Source organism: Alkalihalobacterium sp. APHAB7, from assembly GCF_048323755.1.
Taxonomy (GTDB): Bacteria; Bacillota; Bacilli; order Bacillales; family Bacillaceae_F; genus Alkalihalobacterium.
In genome coordinates, this window is the sequence record NZ_JBLWFS010000011.1 from 88701 (window position 1) to 108937 (window position 20237).

General features: G+C 38.9%; 15 protein-coding genes. 1 reads left to right on the forward strand and 14 read right to left on the reverse strand.

All coding sequences use genetic code 11. The annotated features are described in order from the left end of the window. Window positions 1–100 precede the first annotated feature (100 nt). The 6 genes from ACNSTQ_RS12780 to ACNSTQ_RS12805 form a co-directional block, all read right to left on the reverse strand. A complete protein-coding gene (locus tag ACNSTQ_RS12780; RefSeq protein ID WP_418200207.1) occupies window positions 101–1000 on the reverse strand; it encodes a cation diffusion facilitator family transporter in 900 nt (299 codons plus the stop codon). A 383-nt stretch (window positions 1001–1383) separates the two neighbouring features. After that, window positions 1384–2763: a 23S rRNA (uracil(1939)-C(5))-methyltransferase RlmD gene (rlmD, locus tag ACNSTQ_RS12785; RefSeq protein ID WP_418200208.1), complete on the reverse strand. Its 1380-nt coding sequence runs from the start codon at window positions 2761–2763 to the stop codon at window positions 1384–1386. Between the two features lie 102 nt (window positions 2764–2865). Further along, a complete protein-coding gene (locus ACNSTQ_RS12790) occupies window positions 2866–3204 on the reverse strand; it encodes a DUF7010 family protein (protein WP_418200209.1) in 339 nt (112 codons plus the stop codon). A 60-nt stretch (window positions 3205–3264) separates the two neighbouring features. Next, window positions 3265–4155, reverse strand: coding sequence for a diacylglycerol kinase (locus tag ACNSTQ_RS12795; RefSeq protein ID WP_418200210.1), 891 nt, complete (start codon window positions 4153–4155; stop codon window positions 3265–3267). 131 nt (window positions 4156–4286) lie between these two features. Then, window positions 4287–5438 (reverse strand): amidohydrolase, encoded by a 1152-nt coding sequence (locus tag ACNSTQ_RS12800; protein WP_418200211.1) that lies wholly within the window; start codon window positions 5436–5438, stop codon window positions 4287–4289. A gap of 196 nt (window positions 5439–5634) precedes the next feature. Beyond that, on the reverse strand, window positions 5635–6237 hold the full coding sequence (locus ACNSTQ_RS12805; protein ID WP_418200212.1) for a DedA family protein: 603 nt from the start codon (window positions 6235–6237) through the stop codon (window positions 5635–5637). Between the two features lie 253 nt (window positions 6238–6490). Here ACNSTQ_RS12805 and ACNSTQ_RS12810 point away from each other — a divergent pair, with 253 nt between their 5' ends. Then, on the forward strand, window positions 6491–8023 hold the full coding sequence (locus ACNSTQ_RS12810) for a glycine betaine uptake BCCT transporter (RefSeq protein ID WP_418200213.1): 1533 nt from the start codon (window positions 6491–6493) through the stop codon (window positions 8021–8023). Between the two features lie 499 nt (window positions 8024–8522). Here ACNSTQ_RS12810 and gatB read toward each other — a convergent pair whose 3' ends face one another. The 8 genes from gatB to ACNSTQ_RS12850 form a co-directional block, all read right to left on the reverse strand. Beyond that, a complete protein-coding gene (gene gatB, locus ACNSTQ_RS12815) occupies window positions 8523–9956 on the reverse strand; it encodes an Asp-tRNA(Asn)/Glu-tRNA(Gln) amidotransferase subunit GatB (protein ID WP_418200214.1) in 1434 nt (477 codons plus the stop codon). 14 nt (window positions 9957–9970) lie between these two features. Beyond that, the gene (gene gatA / locus ACNSTQ_RS12820) at window positions 9971–11431 is read right to left on the reverse strand and encodes an Asp-tRNA(Asn)/Glu-tRNA(Gln) amidotransferase subunit GatA (protein WP_418200215.1); all 1461 of its coding nucleotides are present in this window, start codon (window positions 11429–11431) and stop codon (window positions 9971–9973) included. Window positions 11432–11444: 13 nt separating this feature from the next. Next, window positions 11445–11735 (reverse strand): Asp-tRNA(Asn)/Glu-tRNA(Gln) amidotransferase subunit GatC, encoded by a 291-nt coding sequence (gene gatC, locus ACNSTQ_RS12825; RefSeq protein WP_418200216.1) that lies wholly within the window; start codon window positions 11733–11735, stop codon window positions 11445–11447. A 267-nt stretch (window positions 11736–12002) separates the two neighbouring features. After that, a complete protein-coding gene (gene putP / locus ACNSTQ_RS12830; protein WP_418200217.1) occupies window positions 12003–13520 on the reverse strand; it encodes a sodium/proline symporter PutP in 1518 nt (505 codons plus the stop codon). Between the two features lie 393 nt (window positions 13521–13913). Beyond that, window positions 13914–15086: a CamS family sex pheromone protein gene (locus ACNSTQ_RS12835; protein WP_418200218.1), complete on the reverse strand. Its 1173-nt coding sequence runs from the start codon at window positions 15084–15086 to the stop codon at window positions 13914–13916. Window positions 15087–15164: 78 nt separating this feature from the next. Further along, the gene (gene ligA / locus ACNSTQ_RS12840) at window positions 15165–17177 is read right to left on the reverse strand and encodes an NAD-dependent DNA ligase LigA (protein WP_418200219.1); all 2013 of its coding nucleotides are present in this window, start codon (window positions 17175–17177) and stop codon (window positions 15165–15167) included. Window positions 17178–17192: 15 nt separating this feature from the next. Continuing rightward, window positions 17193–19430: a DNA helicase PcrA gene (pcrA, locus tag ACNSTQ_RS12845; protein ID WP_418200220.1), complete on the reverse strand. Its 2238-nt coding sequence runs from the start codon at window positions 19428–19430 to the stop codon at window positions 17193–17195. A gap of 48 nt (window positions 19431–19478) precedes the next feature. Beyond that, window positions 19479–20165 carry a heptaprenylglyceryl phosphate synthase gene (locus ACNSTQ_RS12850; RefSeq protein WP_418200221.1) on the reverse strand — a complete coding sequence of 229 codons (687 nt, stop codon included), beginning with the start codon at window positions 20163–20165 and terminating at the stop codon, window positions 19479–19481. Window positions 20166–20237 lie beyond the last annotated feature (72 nt).

Consider the following 20237-nt stretch of genomic DNA (forward strand, 5'->3'; position numbering starts at 1 on the left):
GAACTATGTTTTGCTGAAAATATTTATATATTACTATATAATATAGCCTGTATCTTTGAATACAAACGATCAATGATACAGGCTATTATTTTTATTCATTTTAACCACTTTCTAACCGATACGGATTAATATGAACAAACACTTTTTTTATATTACTATGGTTATCTATTAGTCCCTTTTTGACTTCTTTTGAAATGAGATGCCCCTCTTCCACACTAATATGAGGGTCAACACTTACTTTGATATCTATAACGATATAGTGTCCATGTGTCCTAGCCAACAATTCGTCAACTCTTTTAACACCCTGGATATTGGTTACTGTTTTAAAAAAAGGCATTATTTTATCAGCATCAAGAACTTGTTCCATCATAATCAGACTCGATTCCTTTGCCAATGAAAATCCTATTTTTATAACAATTATGGATACGATTAACCCAGCTAATGGGTCAAAATAAATCAATATCGGATAGTTATAATGTTGACCTAAAATGGCTCCAAGGACACCTACAAAAGCTGCGATTGATGATAATGAATCAGAACGATGATGCCAGGCCTCAGCTAATAATGCTGAACTGTTGATTTTTTTAGCTAAACGATACTTATATTGAAACAGCAATTCCTTTACAATGATGGAAATAATGATAGCACCTAATGCGATCCCTTTTGGAGCAGTAGGCATTTCACCAAAAAATACTTTTAAAGATGAAATGGCTATTTCGATCCCTACAACAATTAATAGAATGGCAACTATAATCGTCGCAATATTTTCAGCTTTACCATGCCCATACGGATGATCTTTATCTGGAGGCTTTTTGGCGGTACGTAACCCTGCAAGAACGGCAATTGAACCCGCCACATCAGAAGCCGAATGAGCGGCATCAGCTATTAGAGCTCGACTACCAGACACCCAACCGATAAACCCTTTCATAATTGCTAATAACCCATTGGCAACTATTCCTATCCACGTTGCCACCTCTGCTTGTTTAAAACGATTTTCCATTTATCAAACACCACCCAAATATTCCATATCCTAGATCACTTTTTAATGCTTTTTTATCCTATCAGATGAATATCATGTGGGTCTACAGCAACGTTTTTGTGAGGTGACAAGTAATGTAACACTAGTAAAATAACTTTCGTTTACTATATTTTTTTGCATTTAGTAAACTTAATATAAATAACAAAACCAGCAAAGCTTTCGATGGTAATTTAGCATATTCATAAATAAAAGTGGTACCCCCTGCTTAATCGCAGGGGGTACCATCTTACAACGATAAATAGTGTATCAAATGAGTTGTTACATTACCTTGTTGAACGAATTGATGTTCAAAAGCATGGAACTCCAATCATAAAGTATAAGTTTTCAATACCTATAGAGACTAATTACTTTCCTACAAATTCTAACTGCGACACGCACTCAACATGCATCGTATGAGGGAACATGTCGACCGGTTGAACTTCTTTCGTTTTATAACCGCCGTCTTCAAGTACTCGTAAATCGCGAGCTAATGTTGCTGGATTACAGCTAACATACACTACCCGCTTCGGTTTCATCTGAATAATGGTATTCAGTAACGCTTCGTCACAGCCTTTTCGCGGTGGATCTACGACGATGACATCGGCACGAATACCTTGAGCGTACCACCACGGGATCACTTTTTCAGCTTCACCAACGGCAAAATCTACATTTCCTATGTTGTTTAATTTTGCGTTTCGCTTCGCATCATCAATGGCTTGTGGCACAATCTCTACACCATAGACGTGCTTTGCTTTTTGTGCTAAGAATAACGAAATCGTCCCAATGCCACAATACGCATCAATCACCGTATCCTCATTTGACAACTGTGCATATTCTAGCGCTTTATCATATAACACTTTTGTTTGCTCAGGATTGACTTGATAAAACGATCTGGCAGAAATCGCAAACTTCACTTCACCAATATAATCATAAATATACTCTTCACCCCAAAGAACATCGGTTTGATCACCAAAAATAACATTCGTTCTCTTAGTATTTATGTTATGTACGATCGATTTCACTTCTGGAAGTCGATCTCTTATTTGTGAAATGAGCTGCTCTTTCTGAGGTAAATCATTGGTTCGTGTAACCAGGACAACCATGACTTCTTTCGTGACTAGTCCGTATCTAGCTACTACATGACGCAATACACCTCTATGCTTTTCTTCATCATATCCTTTAATATGAAGCTTATTTGCAATGTCTTTCACGGTTTGAACGACTTTATCATTGGCTTCTTGTTGAATCAAACACTCGTCCATATCAATAATATGGTGGGTTCTTTCTTGATAAAATCCAGCAACTAGCCCACCCTCTCTTGTCGCGACAGGAACTTGAGCCTTGTTTCGATACCTCCACGGGTCATCCATACCTAATGTAGGATGCACCGGAATATCTGAAATCTTACCAATTCTCTCCAGTACATTTTGGACCATTTTCTGCTTTTGTTTAAGTTGGGCGTCATAGCTTAAATGCTGCAATTGACAGCCACCACACTGATGATAGACAGGACAAGGCGGTTCCGCTCGGTGCTCACTCGTCTCTAGTCGTTCCATTAATCGGCCGAATCCGTATCCTTTGTTGACTTTTGTTACTTTTACTACTCCACGTTCACCGGGAAGAGCTTTAGGTACAAAAAGGGTATAGCCATCAATTTTGGCAACGGCTGCTCCTTCATGGGTTAAATCTTCAAATACTACTTCATATTGTTGGTTTTTTTGAACTGGTATATTATGTTTACTCATTATCTCTCTTCCTTTACGTCCGAAATATGCTCCCCTGATTGTAGCATAACTGACTGTATATAAAAAACTTTGACTAAACTAGTACACACCGTATGTAAAATATTATTTTATCTTAGATTTTCTCTTATAGTCTAAAACAAGCCAAAAAACCAAAAATAGAAGAAGTACAGTCATAGACAATGTAATCAGCCATAAATCGTTTCCGTTTAAATAAAACCCAAGCAACATAATTACAACTGAAACGATTGGTGCCATGATATAGAAGGGCTCAGCATTATAAAACCACCCATATGGATAAAAATGAGCGCCAGTTATAATTGCAAAAAATATCGCCTTCCCCCTGTTAGATAGATATTTTGCAAAAAGTAATCCTCTGTTTCTATCAGTACAATTCAATAAAAAAACATGCATTCCTTGTGGGAAATGCATGTTTTTTAGCATGTGATTGGGTTGTTTACATTCTCTGAAGCTGAAGTAAACCTGTTAATCCCATTTTTTTCTCTACTTTTTTGGAGGACATAAGATTTGAAAATGTTGATACAAATTAACAAATTCGCTTGGTAACATCCCGCCATATTCCCCGTCTAGGTTTAACTGCATATCACCTTCAACATAGACTTTAATCCGGTTCGCTTGTGTATAGATAACTTTCGGATGGTTCATATGTTCACCGCGCATCGCCAGACCACCAATACGAATAAATTCGGGGAAGGATGTCTTTTTCACAATGATTAAATCAAACAACCCGTCTTGAATTGAAGCATCAGGCGCTAGTTTTTCAAACCCGCCAACTGAATTCGTATTCGAAACTAAAAACATCATGATTTCGCCTTCAAAAAGCTTTCCATCATATTCAATTCTTACAGAAGTCGGCGAAATGGACGGTAACTTTTCTAAGCCTTTTATATAATAGGCAAGTTGCCCCATTAATGTTTTTAACTTACTAGGTACTTCATATGTTAACTCGGTTAGGGTTCCCCCTGCCGCTATGTTGATAAAGTATTGACTGCCAACTTTTCCAATATCGATGGGTTGCTGATGTTCCCCGCACAACACATCGCAAGCTTCTACGATATCTCTTGGAATATGCAGCGCTCTAGCAAAATCATTCGTCGTTCCACCTGGTATTAATCCAAGCAATGGACGTTGTTCTAATTCTGCTAACCCATTGACAACTTCAAAAATTGTTCCGTCTCCTCCAGCAGCAATAACTAAATCAAAGCCTCTCTCACCAGCTGACCTAGCCGCCTTAATCGCACAACCTTCCCCTGTCGTTGCATGTGCAGAAGCTTCGTAACCTACTTTTTCAAGTCGCTCCAATACGTAAGGTAAACTTTTACGCATTTGCTCTCTTCCGGACGTTGGATTATATATAATTCGGGCTCGTTTCATACTATCTCCCACTTTTATGAAGTAATATCCATCTTATTACAATCTATTAACTTGTATGATAAGGGATACATGCTTCTTATACAAGTGATATCTCATAACTATTTCTGACAACCCTTTTAACATATCACTTTTTACTCTTCGTCTTGCTCGTACACAAGGTCCCCATCTACAAACGTCTTCCATGCATAGCTGTTTTCTCTTAATGGATGCGCATCCCAAATAACGATGTCCGCATCTTTCCCCACTTCGAGTGTTCCTGTAAGGTCTTCGATACCTAATACGGCCGCTGCGTGTTCTGTTACTGATTTTAATGCAGTGAGTTCTGACAATCCTTCTTTTACAGCAATGCTTACAGAGGTTTGAAGGTACTGAATCGGAATAACAGGGTGATCTGTCGTCATAGCAAATGGAATATTCGCCTCTTCTAGAGCTTTATATGTCTGCCAGCCTTTATCTCTTAACTCTACTTTACTACGGCTTGAAATCGTAGGGCCGACTGTAAACTTCGCACCGCTTTCCGCCAACAAGTGGGTAATTTGATGTCCTTCTGTTGTATGTTCAACACTTAAATCTAAATCAAACTCTTTTGCAATTCGAATTACCGTCATAATATCATCAGCACGGTGCGCATGAGCACGAACAGGAATTTTCTTTTCAAGAGCTAGTTGTAAAGCCTCTAATTCAAAATCAAACACATTCTCTCCGTTTTTCTTCTTTTCCATGTAGTGCTTCGCTTTAGAAAATTGTTCACGAAGGATAGCGGCAACAGCCATTCTTGTCTTAGGTGCTCGTCCATGATTACCATGAGCTCCTTTAGGGTTTTCACCAAGGGCAATTTTTAACCCTGATGGCTGACGGACAACCATCTCATCTACTGATTTTCCAAGTCTAATCTTAATACAGACCGTTAAACCGCCAATGACATTGGCACTTCCTGGTAACACTTGGGCCGTTGTCACACCTGAAGCAACCGCATCGTGAAACCCTTGGTCATACGGATAAATTCCGTCCATCGCACGCAAATGCGGTGTAATAGCCGAAGTGGTTTCGTTATAATCTTGCCCTTCCCAACGTACCCCTTCTTCGTCAATTCCTAAGTGAGTATGCGCGTCAATAAATCCAGGCGTCACGTATCTTCCATTGGCATCAACAACTTCTGCTTCTGCTGGAACTTTTACATCTTCATCTTTCCCCACACTGATTAACTTTCCACCTTCAAATAAAAGTGTCCCTTTTGCGATTTCATTTTCACCTAAAATATGTGCATTAATAATTGCCTTCATGTGAACAACTCCTTTAATAATATCGATCCTTTTTTTACGCATATTGTTCATGACTATGTTGCAGTTCTCTAATAGCATGCTCTCAATTACTTATGTGAAGTGAATAAAAAAATTCGATACCTCTATCTTATTACGGGTATCGAAATATTTCAAAGACAAACTATTTATTTTTAGAATTATTTTTAAAAAAAATATATTAACTTGTATACGTCGTTGCTTCATCGTCTCTCTTATTCCGAAGAAGATTTTTTACAAAAAAGCCGACGACAGCTATTGCAAAAACAACGATTGAAACGATATATATGTTGTGCTGTTGTAAGTTTTCAATTCCAGTTACAAGAATAAATCGTCCAAACGCAAAGTAAAGAGCACACCATATGAGACTACTAGTATATGAAACTATAGCAAATGTTACGTACGATAGTTTCCGAGTCCCACACAAGAATGGTATTGCATGTCGTAACCCAGCAAAAAAGCTACAAAAAACAAGTGCGTATGTGCCGTGATCATCAATCATTTTCTTACCCTTTTTTATGACACTTCTGCTTTTTAATTTACCTAGAAGAGGCGCTCCTGCAAATCGTCCCAATAAAAAAGTCGTTGTTGTCGCTGCAATTATTCCAAAGTAAGCTGCTGCAAATGCTGGAATTGCTTCTAGATACCCACCTGACAACCAGCCGATACTTATTACAATGACTTCATTAGGAACAGGAAAAATAAACATTCCTAGCCAAAGCCACAGAAATAAGCCGCCGTAACCGAAATCATATAAAACTGAAATAACCATTTCCCATTCCATTACTGCACCCTCTCCCTATTTGTTCGGAAAAAGACATGCTGAATTTCTTTCACGTTAGTACCAATTTACACCATTATTGAAAATAAACCAATTAATGTGCATTATTTAGTCTAACCTAAAGAAGCTTTGACCCTTTATTAAATCATCGCTTTACTATATCTATGCAGCTTACTACATATTACCAAACACTTTGGAAACACATAAAGAAATCATATTCATGAAAAGCTATGGTAAAAAGGAGGAGCGTGTACATATGGAGAAAGCAACTAAGGTATTTTGGATATCTATTGTAATTGCCATTGTATTCGTGCTTTGGGGTGTCCTATTACCAAATCAGTTAACTAGTGTTATGGATGTTACGTTAGGCTTCTTTTTACAAAATTTCGGCTGGTTCTACCAACTGTCGGCTACATTCTTTCTCATCTTTGCTTTATTTCTCATTTTCAGTCGTTACGGCAAAGTAAAGCTCGGGAAAGATGAGGATAAACCAGAGTTCAGCAGACCGACTTGGTTTGCGATGTTGTTTAGTGCCGGGATGGGAATCGGACTTCTTTTTTTCGGTGTTTCCGAACCAATCTCACACTTTGCGAATCCGCCTTTAGGAGAAGCCGGGACGAGTGCAGCAGCTACGCAAGCTTTAAGGTATACGTATCTTCATTGGGGATTTCATGCGTGGGCGATTTACGCAACGATTGCGTTAGGATTGGCTTATTTTAAATTCAGAAAAGGATATCCAGGATTAATTAGTGCTACGTTATATCCGATACTAGGGGAGAAAACAAAGGGACCGATTGGTGGAATTATTGATGTTGTTGCGGTCTTTGCCACCATCTTTGGTGTTGCTGCTTCACTCGGTTTAGGTGCAGCCCAAATTAACGGAGGATTAAGCTACGTTACTGGTATTCCAAACACATTTGGTATTCAACTGTTAATTATTACGATCATCACAGTTCTGTTCCTCATTTCAGCTGGGACTGGAATTAAAAGAGGAATTAAATATTTAAGCAATACGAATATGATATTAGCTGTGCTTCTATTTTTCAGTGTACTTTTCCTTGGACCTACTGTGTTCTTATTAGAGCTCTTTACTACCACTTTAGGTTCTTATATTCAAAATTTACCTGCAATGGGCTTACGATTGGCACCTTTTAATGCGGACAATGCAGCTTGGATACAAGGCTGGACTATTTTTTATTGGGCATGGTGGATTGCGTGGGCACCATTTGTCGGAACTTTTATTGCACGTGTTTCGAGAGGGCGTACTGTTAGAGAATTCGTAGTTGCTGTTTTATTCATTCCAACAATTGTATGTGCTTTATGGTTTGCTGTTTTCGGTGGAACGGGTATTTACCTCGAATACAATTTGGGCATTCCAATATCGGAACAAACCCTTGAAACGGCTTTATTTCTAGTTTTTCAACAGCTACCGTTAAGCGCTCTATTGATTATCGTTACCTTGTTTTTAATTACGGTCTTCTTTATAACATCAGCCGATTCTGCTACATTTGTCCTTGGGATGCAGACAACGAACGGAAGTTTAGAGCCACCTAATATCATCAAGTATGCGTGGGGGATATTATTAGCTGCTTCCGCTGCAATTCTAATGTACACGGGGGGATTAGCTGGTTTGCAAACAGCGATTATCGTTAGCGCCTTTCCGTTAACCTTTGTTCTGATTGCGATGTCCTTCTCCATGGTTAAATCTTTAAATGCCGAAGTTGGCCCTAAAAAACAAAAAGAACGGAAGACAGAAACTGTAATAAAAGAACGACCAAATCCAACTTAAAAGCGCAAGCGCCCGTTGAGCAACGTACGGACTGAAGTGCATCGTATGAGATAAAGGAAACAAGGTGATCGCTAGTGAGCCGATGTTGACTTATCGTAAGGAGGTGAGCAAAGTCTCGCTGGTCGCTGGGCCACTGGAGCTAGACATCTTCGAATTTTAAACGTATATAAAAAACGGTCTCTGACAGTGTTAGAAGCATTGCTTCCAAACACTATTGAGACCGTCTTTGTATGAAAGAAAACTGCAATTTTGTAAACTACTCTGTCTATTTTTGTTTGTTGCTTTTTTAACAGACTCAGCAGCAGCCCTTATATTAATGGAAATCACATTTTTAGGTCACTTGCGGACTCGAGGGGACCTTATTTGCTTAAAATCGTTAAAAAACATAACGAATAGTAATTAATAACGTCCTCTCAGTGCCCTATCATTAAAAAAATCATTGTTTTTGGCAAAATAGGGGCCTGTGTGTTCCCTATTTACATATTACATCATACCAAGCCTAACGTTTGCCAATCTCTTCAGCGATTAGCTTGTTAACCATTGGCGGGTTGGCTTTTCCTTTTGTTTCTTTCATCACTTGACCGACTAAGAAACCAATCGCTTTTTGTTTCCCTGCTTTAAAGTCGTCTACAGATTGTTGGTTACTATCAAGAATGGCGACAACGATGCTGCGCAATTCTCCTTCATCTGAAATTTGTACGAGTCCTTTTTCTTTTACGATGGTTTCTGGATCGCCACCATTTTCGATCATTTCTTTAAAGACCGTTTTAGCAATCTTCGATGAGATCGTCCCTTTTTCAATCAAAGCAATCATTTTTGTAAGGTTTTCCGACGTTAATGGTACATCCGTAATTTCTTTGTTATTCGAATTTAGATACGCTGATACATCACCCATCAACCAATTGGCCACTTGTTTTGCATCGCCACCTTGAGCCAATGTTTGTTCAAAGAAATCTGACATCGCCTTTGAAGCCGTTAATACTTGTGCGTCGTACTCTGAAAGGTTTAGCTCAGCTATATAACGAACTTGACGCTCGTGAGGAAGCTCTGGGATTTGGTTGCGAACACGCTCTTTCCATTCCTCGTCAATAAAAATAGATACGAGGTCTGGGTCTGGGAAGTAACGGTAGTCGTCCGATCCTTCCTTTACACGCATTAAGATCGTTTCTTTCTTTCCATCATCCCAACGGCGAGTTTCCTGATTTAATACATTCCCTTCCAACAGTTCTCTCTCTTGACGAATTTCTTCATACGCTAGTCCTTTTTGAACGTTAGCAAATGAGTTTAAATTTTTAAGCTCCGTTTTTGTACCAAATTCTATTTGTCCAAATGGGCGAAGGGAAATGTTTGCATCACAACGTAATGATCCTTCTTCCATTTTACAGTCGGAGACTTCTGTATATTCAAGGATCGCTTTCAATTTTTCTAGGTAAGCATAAGCTTCTTCTGGTGTACGGATATCAGGCTCCGATACAATTTCAATTAACGGTGTTCCCACACGGTTAAAGTCAACTAACGAATAGTCCCCGTACTCTGAGTGTGTGAGTTTCCCTGCGTCCTCTTCAAGGTGAATCCGTGTGATCCCGATCGTTTTCTTTTCTCCGTTCACTTCTATTTCGATAGATCCGTGTTCTCCAATCGGTTTATCAAACTGAGAAATTTGATAAGCTTTTGGACTGTCTGGGTAGAAGTAATTTTTCCGATCAAACTTCGTTTCTTCTGCGATTTCACAATTTAACGCTATCGCTGCTCGCATAGCATATTCAACAGCTTGCTTATTTAATACTGGCAGTACTCCTGGATGTCCTAAACAGATAGGACATGTGTGTGTATTCGGCGGGGCACCAAACTCAGTCGAACAGCCACAAAAGATTTTTGATTTTGTCTTTAACTCAACGTGGACTTCTAATCCAATTACCGTTTCGAATTTCATTTGTTTATCCCCCCTTAAAGTTCCGGTTTCGCTTTATGATGTTCTGTCGCTTGCTCATAGGCATGAGCTACACGGTAGACTGTATCTTCATCAAAATGCTTTCCGATAATTTGTAATCCGATTGGCATTCCATTTTCCCCTAAGCCACATGGAACCGATATAGCGGGTACACCTGCTAAGTTCACTGGAATCGTTAAAATATCGTTTGCATACATGGTTAATGGATCATTGATTTTTTCACCAATTTTAAATGCCGTTGTCGGTGCTGTTGGTCCAATGATCACATCATAGTTCTCAAACACATCTTCAAAGTCTTTTTTGATTAATGTACGAACCTTTTGAGCTTTCTTATAGTAAGCATCATAATAGCCTGAGCTTAGTGCATACGTTCCAAGCATAATACGGCGTTTGACTTCATCACCAAAGCCTTTACTTCGTGTTTCTTTATACATTTCAATTAAGTTTGCAGCATTATCTGAACGTACACCATAGCGTACACCGTCAAAACGAGCTAAATTAGCAGAAGCCTCAGAAGAAGCAAGTAAATAGTACGTAGCAACCGCATATTTAGAATGAGGTAAAGACACCTCTTCCCAAGTAGCGCCCATTCCTTCAAGGACTTTTAGTGACTCTAGAATACGGTTTTTAACATCTTCGTTAACACCTTCAGCCAAATATTCTTTTGGCACAGCAATTCTTAATCCTTTTACTTCACCTGTCAGCGCTGACAGGTAATCGGATGTTTCTACATTCGCTGAAGTAGAATCCATTTTGTCATAGCCTGCTAACACTTGAAGTACTAATGCATTATCTTCAACCGATCGCGTAATCGGACCGATTTGATCTAGAGAAGATGCAAAAGCAACGAGTCCAAAACGAGAAACACGTCCGTACGTTGGTTTGAGTCCAACTACTCCACAATAGGATGCAGGTTGACGGATCGATCCTCCAGTATCCGAACCTAATGAGAAGACAACTTCTCCAGCCGCTACAGATGCGGCAGAACCTCCACTAGAACCACCAGGGACGTAATCGGTGTTCCATGGATTTCTTGTATTAAAAAATCCTGAGTTTTCCGTAGAAGACCCCATCGCAAATTCATCCATATTTAACTTACCGATTGTTACAGATTGAGCTCCTTGTAAATGCTCAATGACAGTCGCATTATGCATCGGTTCAAAATTAGCTAATAATTTACTTGAACATGTAGTCGTTAACCCTCTTGTGACGATATTATCTTTGATACCTGCTGGAATTCCAAAAAGGAGGCCTCTTTTATCATTTGAACTGAGTGCCTCATCTAATGTTTTTGCATGATTTCTTGCTTTTTCCTCGTCTAACGTTATAAATGCCTTAACTTTCTCATCAACAGCTTGAATTCTGTCGTAAGAGGCATTAACGAGTTCTGAAACTGATACTTCTTTATTACGTAAACGATTATGTATTTCTGAAATACTTCCTTCTAATGGTGACATTTATACCCCTCCTCTACTCAAGGATCGACGGAACTTTAACTTGTCCATCCTGCTCATCTGGTGCGTTCTTTAATACTTCTTCCCTCGGTAACGATTGTTTTACCTCATCTTCACGCAATACATTTCTCACATCTAATACATGTGTTGTCGCTTCAATACCATCTGTATCTAACTCATTTAGTTGCTCAGCAAATGAGATAATTGCATCAAGTTGTTTTGTAAACATCTCGGCTTCTTCCTCTGTCACTGATAAGCGTGCTAAGTTCGCGACATGTTTCACCTCGTCTTTTGTGATACGTGCCATCCTTCCACCTCCAAAATCGTTCATTTTTACAATAAATAGATCATACCAAATTACGCTGTAATAGGCAATAAACCCCATTATAACAAGACTTGACAAATTATCGAAATATTACGGAAAGTATTAAGGTTTCTATCTTCCACTGGATCAAGTCTTTAATTGCTTTCAATTAAATAAAAAACCTTGAGGATAGTAGAATTATCCTCAAGGTTTGCTTGATTGATTAACCCATAAAAAATTCTAAAACGAGTCAGTATGCCAGAGCTTCTGTTATAATCTAGCTCGCTCAAACTCTTCTTGAATCTCTTGATTAGGTACCTTGCCTAGTAAACTAACAACTACAATCGCAATGACAGCAAAGATAAACCCTGGAACGATTTCATAGAGCCCAAACGGAATAATCGCTTCTGATTGCGGCAGTGGCGTTCCATCCGGACCATTTGGAGGTGTTGATAAGAGATCCCATACTACAACCGTAATTCCCCCCGTAAGCATACCAGCAAGAGCACCATTGCGTGTCATCCTTTTCCAGAATAAAGAGAAAATGATCAGTGGTCCGAATGCTGCGCCAAACCCTGCCCAAGCATAACCAACTAAATTTAATACGGAATTATTCGGATTGTAGGCGAGGATAATGGCGATCACTGCAATAGCAACAACACCTAATCTCCCAACCCAAACAAGCTCTTTTTCTGAAGCACTCTTTCGGATCATGCCTTTATAAAAATCTTCAGCTAAAGCACTTGATGAAACAAGTAACTGCGAATCAATTGTACTCATAATCGCAGCTAGTATAGCAGCAAGAAGGAAACCAGCTACCCAAGGATCAAATAAAACTTGAGTAAATAAGATAAATACCGTTTCATGAGCCCCTGCTGAAATGGCTGCTTCTGGCCCGTTCATCGAAAAATAAGCGATTCCAACAAAGCCTGTGAAAATGGCTCCAAATAAAGCGAGAACCATCCACGTCATTCCAATAAAGCGGGCTTTTGGAATTTCCTTTACTGATTTTACAGCCATGAACCTCGTTATGATATGAGGTTGACCAAAGTAACCTAATCCCCAAGCTAACAACGAAATGACACCCAGTATCGTAGCTCCTTGGAACGCATCTAAATAGGCAGGATCAATTTCACCGACAGCATTTAGCGTTGATTGCCAACCACCTAATTTAGATATAGCAACAACCGGAACAATAATTAATGCAAGAAACATTAATATCCCTTGAAAAAAATCTGTCCAACTAACCGCTAAAAAACCACCTAAAAAGGTGTAAGAAATGATAACAATTGCACCAATCCAAAGTGCTTGTGTGTAAGTCATTCCAAAAGAAGCTTCAAACAACAACGCGCCCCCCACAAGTCCTGCTGATGTATAAAAAGCAAAAAACAGCAAGATAACTAGGGCTGACACCACTCGAAGGATCTTTGATTTGTCATGAAATCGATTTTCAAAGAAGTCTGGTAGAGTGATAGAATCATTAGCGACTTCTGTATACTTTCTTAAGCGAGCAGCAACATACTGCCAGTTTAGATACGCACCAATTGCAAGGCCTACCGCTATCCAGATTTCACCCATTCCACCGATATAAAGGGCACCTGGCAAACCTAAAAGCAACCAACTACTCATATCCGAAGCACCCGCACTTAATGCAGCAACACTTCCACTAAGCCTGCGACCACCCAACACGTAGTCAGATAGATTGTTAGTTAAACGATAAGCGATAATTCCAATGACCAACATTCCAACAAGATAAATGATAAACGTAAATAACGTTGCAACCTCCAAAGTTATTCTCTCCTTTCTTTAATCAAACTTACCAATGAAAAAACAATTAATAAAAGCATTGGAACCCAAAGTAAAACAGATGTAGCCAACGTTAATTGATGTTCCATTCCTACACCTCCCTTTATGCAAAATCTATGCATCAAACGTCCTAACAATGTTCAAAATATCTTCAATTTTCTTTTAATAACTCCATTCTAATTGAATTGAGTCGCTCTTTTTACGTTAACACATTATAGATGTACGAACATTTAAATGATTATTACATCATCTAAACAAAAATGGATATTAAGAGACCAAATCATTATGCGATTTGGTCTGCTAATTAATAAGCTATTTGGAATGATCCTCCACCAACATGGAACTACTTAGTCCACAACTACCTTTGGAAATGATTTATCTGTAAATGTGGATAAACGGGTCTTCATTCGGATTACGAACAATAAGGGCCTCTTGTCCAGATACAGATGTGATATACACTTGTATTTTTAAGTTACTTGGAAAACGTTGCGCAATTCGGTCAGCCGAAAATTGTGTAAGTGCAATGATTTCAGCCTTCCCTTGGAAACGGATCGGGATTTCAATCGTCAGTTCTGTAAGCTGCTCATCTTTATAAAACCCTTTACCTACGACCCCCACATAGTTATCAAAGAAATCATTAATTTCTTCTTTAAACTTTAAGAAACGTTCCGCATCATTTCGCTGTTCATTGTTTGCAAGAGTAGAAGGGTAAAAATAGTACTTCTGATTAATCGGTTGCCATTTATCCACTTGGCGTTGTGGTTCAGCAATTCCCTTCATGATGAAACTACCTGGTACAATGGCTTCTCGTTTTTCTTCTTGAAATAGTGCGATGATAATTGGAACATTTTCTAACGCTCCTTCTTCACGATTAGGCAAACGCAAACGAGAAACGATTTCTTCGGCCATTCGCTTTCCTTCAGCCTCCATTTTTTTCTCATTAATATCAACTTCGTATCGATAAATTCTTCCTTGATCATCATAAATACGATAGTTATACACCTTATTCATAGAAAGGCCAATGACCACTCCGCCTAATTCTAGCTGGCCGTTTGCATTTTCTACTAAATAATTATGTTCTAGTATATGAGACAAATAACGAGGTTGGTCCTCTTCTTGGTCCCTTAACGTGTCCCCTGATCCGAGAGGTGGATTTAGTCCTAGAGGATTATCCTCTTCGTGATTTCGCATTAACCAATTATTCAGTTCATTACGAGAAATAAACTGGCCTTCCCTAAAGAAATACTTTTCTGGATCGAATCTTTCGTTAGCCAGCTCCATTAAACCTAATTCAAGTTGTTCGATATCAAGACGATTGTATACGACGGCATTACTAAAGCCTCTGCCTTCACCATGAGTATAGGAACCATCATACAGAACACTTCGATAGTAGTTTTCAGGTGTGTACACTTCCGGGCTCAATTCAACAATTTGGTCTTCCCCATGTTCTTCCTCTTCTATTAACTGCTCCTCTGGCTGTAAAAAAGGCAAACAACCTGACAAAAAGATGACGCTACAAAGAGCAATCGGTATCGCTCGTTTTATCATCTTCATCACTCCTACTCCGTATTAAACCTCCTCTTAAACAAACGTTTATTTAAGAGGAGGATTATTGATCTAACCTTACTAGTTAGCCGTTTCTTCAATGAATTGTTCTTCACTCCAAACCGTAATCCCTAATTCCTGTGCTTTCGCTAATTTGGAGCCTGCATCTTCCCCAACAATCACTAAATCCGTTTTTTTACTGACACTTCCAGTTATTTTTCCACCTAGAGCTTCGATCTTTTCTTTTGCTTCATCTCTGGTTAACTGAGCTAGTTTCCCCGTAAGTACAACTGTTTTACCTAAGAACGGGCTTTCCTGAACGTCTTCAGCAGACGGTAGCTTTGGCCCTTTATATGTCATACTCACACCGAGTTCATTTAGCTCGTTAATTAATTCGATCACTTCTTCCTGCTCAAAGTAATTCACGATTGAATTGGCCATTTTTTCACCAATTTCATTAACCGCTTTCAGTGTTTCGTAATCAGCTAATTGAAGTGCCTCGATCGTTTCAAAGTGCATTGCTAATGTTTTCGCTGCTTTTGCACCTACAAAACGGATTCCTAAACCAAATAGTAATTTTTCCAGTGAGTTTTCTTTTGTCGCTTCGATAGCACTGAGTAAGTTATCAACCGATTTCTCGCCCATTCTTTCAAGTTGCAACAATTGCTCTCTCTTTAACTTATATAAATCAGCAACATCTTCAACAAGCCCTTCAGCGAAAAGTTGGGCAATCACTCGTTCTCCTAGTCCATCAATATTCATAGCGTTTCGAGAAACAAAATGAGTTAGCCCTTCGCGAATTTGCGCTGGACACTTCGGGTTAATACAGCGTAAAGCTACTTCACCCTCGAGTCGGACAAGTTCACTTTCACATTCAGGACACTGTGTCGGCATATGAAAGTCTTGCTCTTCTCCTGTTCGTAATTCAAGTAATACGTTAACGACCTCTGGGATGATGTCCCCTGCTTTTTTCACAACAACAGAGTCACCGATTTTAATATCTTTTTCCCGGATTAAGTCTTCATTGTGCAATGAAGCTCTCTTCACAGTAGTACCAGCAACTGTTACCGGCTCTAAAATTGCTGTCGGAGTGACTACTCCCGTCCGGCCAACATTCAAATCAATCCCAATTAACTTTGTGACCACTTCTTCTGCTGGAAATTTATAAGCGATCGCCCAACGGGGACTTTTCGCAGTAAATCCTAACGTTATCTGTTGATCAAGTTCATCAACTTTAATTACAATACCGTCAATTTCATATGGTAAGTCTGGTCTTTTCTCTACCCAGCTTTTAACATATTCAATGACTTCATCGATGTTTCTACAATGACGGCTTTCCTGATTAATCTTTAACCCTAAATCTTGTATATAATTTAATGCTTGATGATGGGAAGTAATCTGATCATTTTCGATGCGACCGAGTGAATAGAGAAAAAGATCAAGATTACGTTTTGCTGCTATTTTTGGGTCTAGTTGACGTAGTGAACCAGCTGCTGCATTTCTAGGGTTGGCAAACTTTTCTTCTCCAGCAGCCTCTTTTGCCTCGTTCAACTTTTCAAATGATCGTTTCGGCATAAAGGCTTCGCCGCGAACTTCTAAAGTCACTTCTTCCTTTAGTCGCAATGGTATCGAACGGATCGTTTTCAAGTTTTGTGTAATGTCTTCCCCGACAGAACCATCTCCACGAGTCGCTCCACGAATGAATTTTCCTTGTTCATATTTAAGTGAAACAGCTAGTCCATCTATTTTTAATTCACAGCTATATGTTGGTTCAGCCTCGTTTAGACCTTGTTTAACTCGACGATCAAAATCGCGTAAATCCTCTTCATTAAACGCATTTCCTAAGCTTAACATAGGTACATCATGTTGTACCTTATTAAAAAATGGTAACGGTTCTCCCCCAACTCGGACGGTTGGAGAGTCATCGGTTATAAGCTCTGGATGTTTTTCTTCTAGAGAGACAAGTTCTTGCATTAATTGGTCATATTCTGCATCAGAAACGATTGGCTTGTCTAGTACATAGTAATGATGACCATATTCATTTAGAAGCTCTCTTAATTGATCAATCCGAGATTTCGCTTCATGCTTTTCCATGTGATCGTCCTTTCATTACACCTTTTTGATTGGAGCAAATTTGGCTACTAACCGTTTGACACCTACTGGCTTTGGAAAGGCAATATCAAGCTCGATATGTTCTCCTTGGCCTTTTGTGCTCACTACAGTGCCAATTCCCCACTTCCCATGTTCTGCTTTATCTCCTACTGACCATTGGAAGCCTTCCCCACCTGATGAGGAAGCGACCGGTCGACTAGCAGCAACATTTCGTTTTGGCGCACCAAATGAGCTTGGTCGTGAAGTTTTTGCCCAGACCGGCTCTGGTTTTGCCGGTTCTTCTAGACACGACTCTGGGATCTCTTTTAAGAAACGAGATGGAGCATTTGTACTCGTACGTCCAAATAACGTACGACTTCTTGCATTCGTTAAGAATAATTGCTGCTCAGCTCGAGTGATTCCTACATAAGCTAAGCGGCGTTCTTCTTCCATTTCTTCTTCTTCGAAAAGAGATCGGCTGTGAGGAAAGACGCCTTCTTCCATTCCAATAATAAATACAATGGGGAATTCTAATCCTTTTGCCGAGTGCATCGTCATCAAAGTAACCACTTCTGTTGGCTTTTCATTATCTTCATCAAGTTTGTCAATATCAGCCACAAGAGCAAGGTCAGTTAAAAAGGCAATTAACGATTTATCCTCACTATTTTTTTCAAAATCGACCGTTACCGATAAAAACTCATCAATATTCTCTAAGCGACTTTGCGCTTCTAATGTTTTTTCATTTTTTAACATGTCTCGGTAGCCTGATTTCTCAAGGACTTCCTCTACTAGTTCAGTAACGGATAAGTACTCCTGCATATTGATCCAGTTGTTCATCTGTTTTGAAAAATCTTCGAGCTTACCGACCACTCGTGCGCTTAAACCAACTTGTTCAATTTCTTGTAATACTTTAAACATTGAGATCCCTTGGTCTGCTCCATATTCTAGAATACGGTCAACCGTGGCCGCCCCAATTCCTCGTTTTGGAACATTGATAATCCGTTGTAAGCTAATATCGTCATCAGGGTTCCCAATAAGACGTAAGTAAGCTAATACATCTTTAATTTCTTTACGATCATAGAATTTCGTTCCGCCGACGATGTTATATTCAATGTTCGATTTAACGAGCAATTCCTCCATGACACGCGATTGTGCGTTGGTACGGTAAAGGATCGCTATATCAGAATTACTATGGCCATTACGTGTGACTTCTCTAATTTTTCCGATGACGTAATACGCTTCATCTTGCTCGGTATCCGCTTCATAACGGACAATTTTACATCCTTCGTCATTTTCAGTCCAAAGCTTTTTCGGCTTTCTTTTCAAGTTATTTTCTATAACTTTATTGGCTGCCTCTAAAATGGTTTTGGTTGAGCGGTAATTTTGCTCTAATAGTATAACCGCTGCTGTTGGATAATCTTGTTCAAATGAAAGAATGTTTGCAATGTCTGCTCCACGCCAGCGATAAATTGACTGATCCGAGTCCCCGACAACACAAATGTTTTTATATTTTTCAGCTAGCATATTCACTAATACATATTGTGCTTTGTTTGTATCTTGATACTCATCAACGTGAATATATTGGAACTTTCTTTGATAATACTCTAGTACTTCAGGTACTAGCTTAAATAATCGAATGGTTGTCATAATCAGGTCATCAAAATCCAAGGACTGATTTTTCTTTAATTGTTTTTCATATTCTACATACACTTCTGCTGCTGTTTGATCATATAACCCACTTGCCGTTTTTGAAAATTCTTCAGCACGCTTTAATTCATTCTTGGCTGAACTAATAGTACCAAGAATACTTCTAGGTTCGAATTTTTTCGGGTCAATATTCTTCGTTTTTAAGATTTGCTTTATAACAGACAATTGATCGGATCCATCTAAAATTGTAAAGTTTCTACTAAATCCAATTCGATCAATATCTCTACGTAAAATCCGTACGCACATCGAGTGGAAGGTCGAAATCCAAATATTCTCAGCTGTTCCTCCTACAATTTGAGCCACACGATCCTTCATTTCACGGGCTGCTTTATTCGTAAATGTAATTGCTAGAACATTATAGGGCGCTATTCCTTTTTCTCGAATAATATAAGCAATCCGATGAGTTAATACTCTCGTTTTTCCACTTCCAGCACCAGCCATCAATAATAAGGGACCATCTGTATGCTGCACAGCTTTCCTTTGCTCTGGGTTTAATCCTGCTAACATCTTTTCCATTAACTTACTTTGCACAATCCCACCACCAAACATATGTTCTTATTCTATCTATTTTACTTTAGTATTTGTTTTGCAACAACTCTATTTTTTTACGGTACGCACCGTAGCAATTGCAGCTTTTATATTATCATAGATGATATTTCCTACGATGACTGTATCAGCAAACTGCGCCATTTCTTCGGCTTGGTCTGCATTCGTTATGCCCCCGCCGTAAAATAAGCGGGTATCTTTCAACACATCTTTTACCGCTTCTACAACTGATACTTCTCCATACATTCCACTATATTCAATATAAAATATAGGTAACTGGTACATGTTCTCTGCCATTCGTGCATACGCGACAACATCTTCTTCTTGTAAATTTGTATCTGAATTCGTTAATTGGGCAACTTTGGCATCTGGATTAAGAATACAATATCCTTCCATTACAATTTCATCCCAATTCATAATCGGACCATACTCTTTTACAGCTTGATGATGAAGTTTCGTGATCCACTGCGTATCATTACTGTTTAAAACAGTTGGAATAAAATAATGATCGAATCCTGGTGTCAATGATTCGAGATTTGAAACTTCTAACGCGCAAGGTACTGAATACCGGCGAATTCTTGCCAATAAACTAAGGGTATTATCTAGGGTTACTCCATCTGTTCCTCCTACAATAATTCCATCTGTTCCAGACTCACAAATTGCCTCTAAATCCTCATCACTAATTTCTTTATTCGGATCTAATTTAAAGGCATGCTTCCAATCTTTATATTCAAGCATGACTATTTCCTCCATCATCGAAAACATTTATCTACACTGAATGATTATATCAAAAATTAGATATCAATCTAA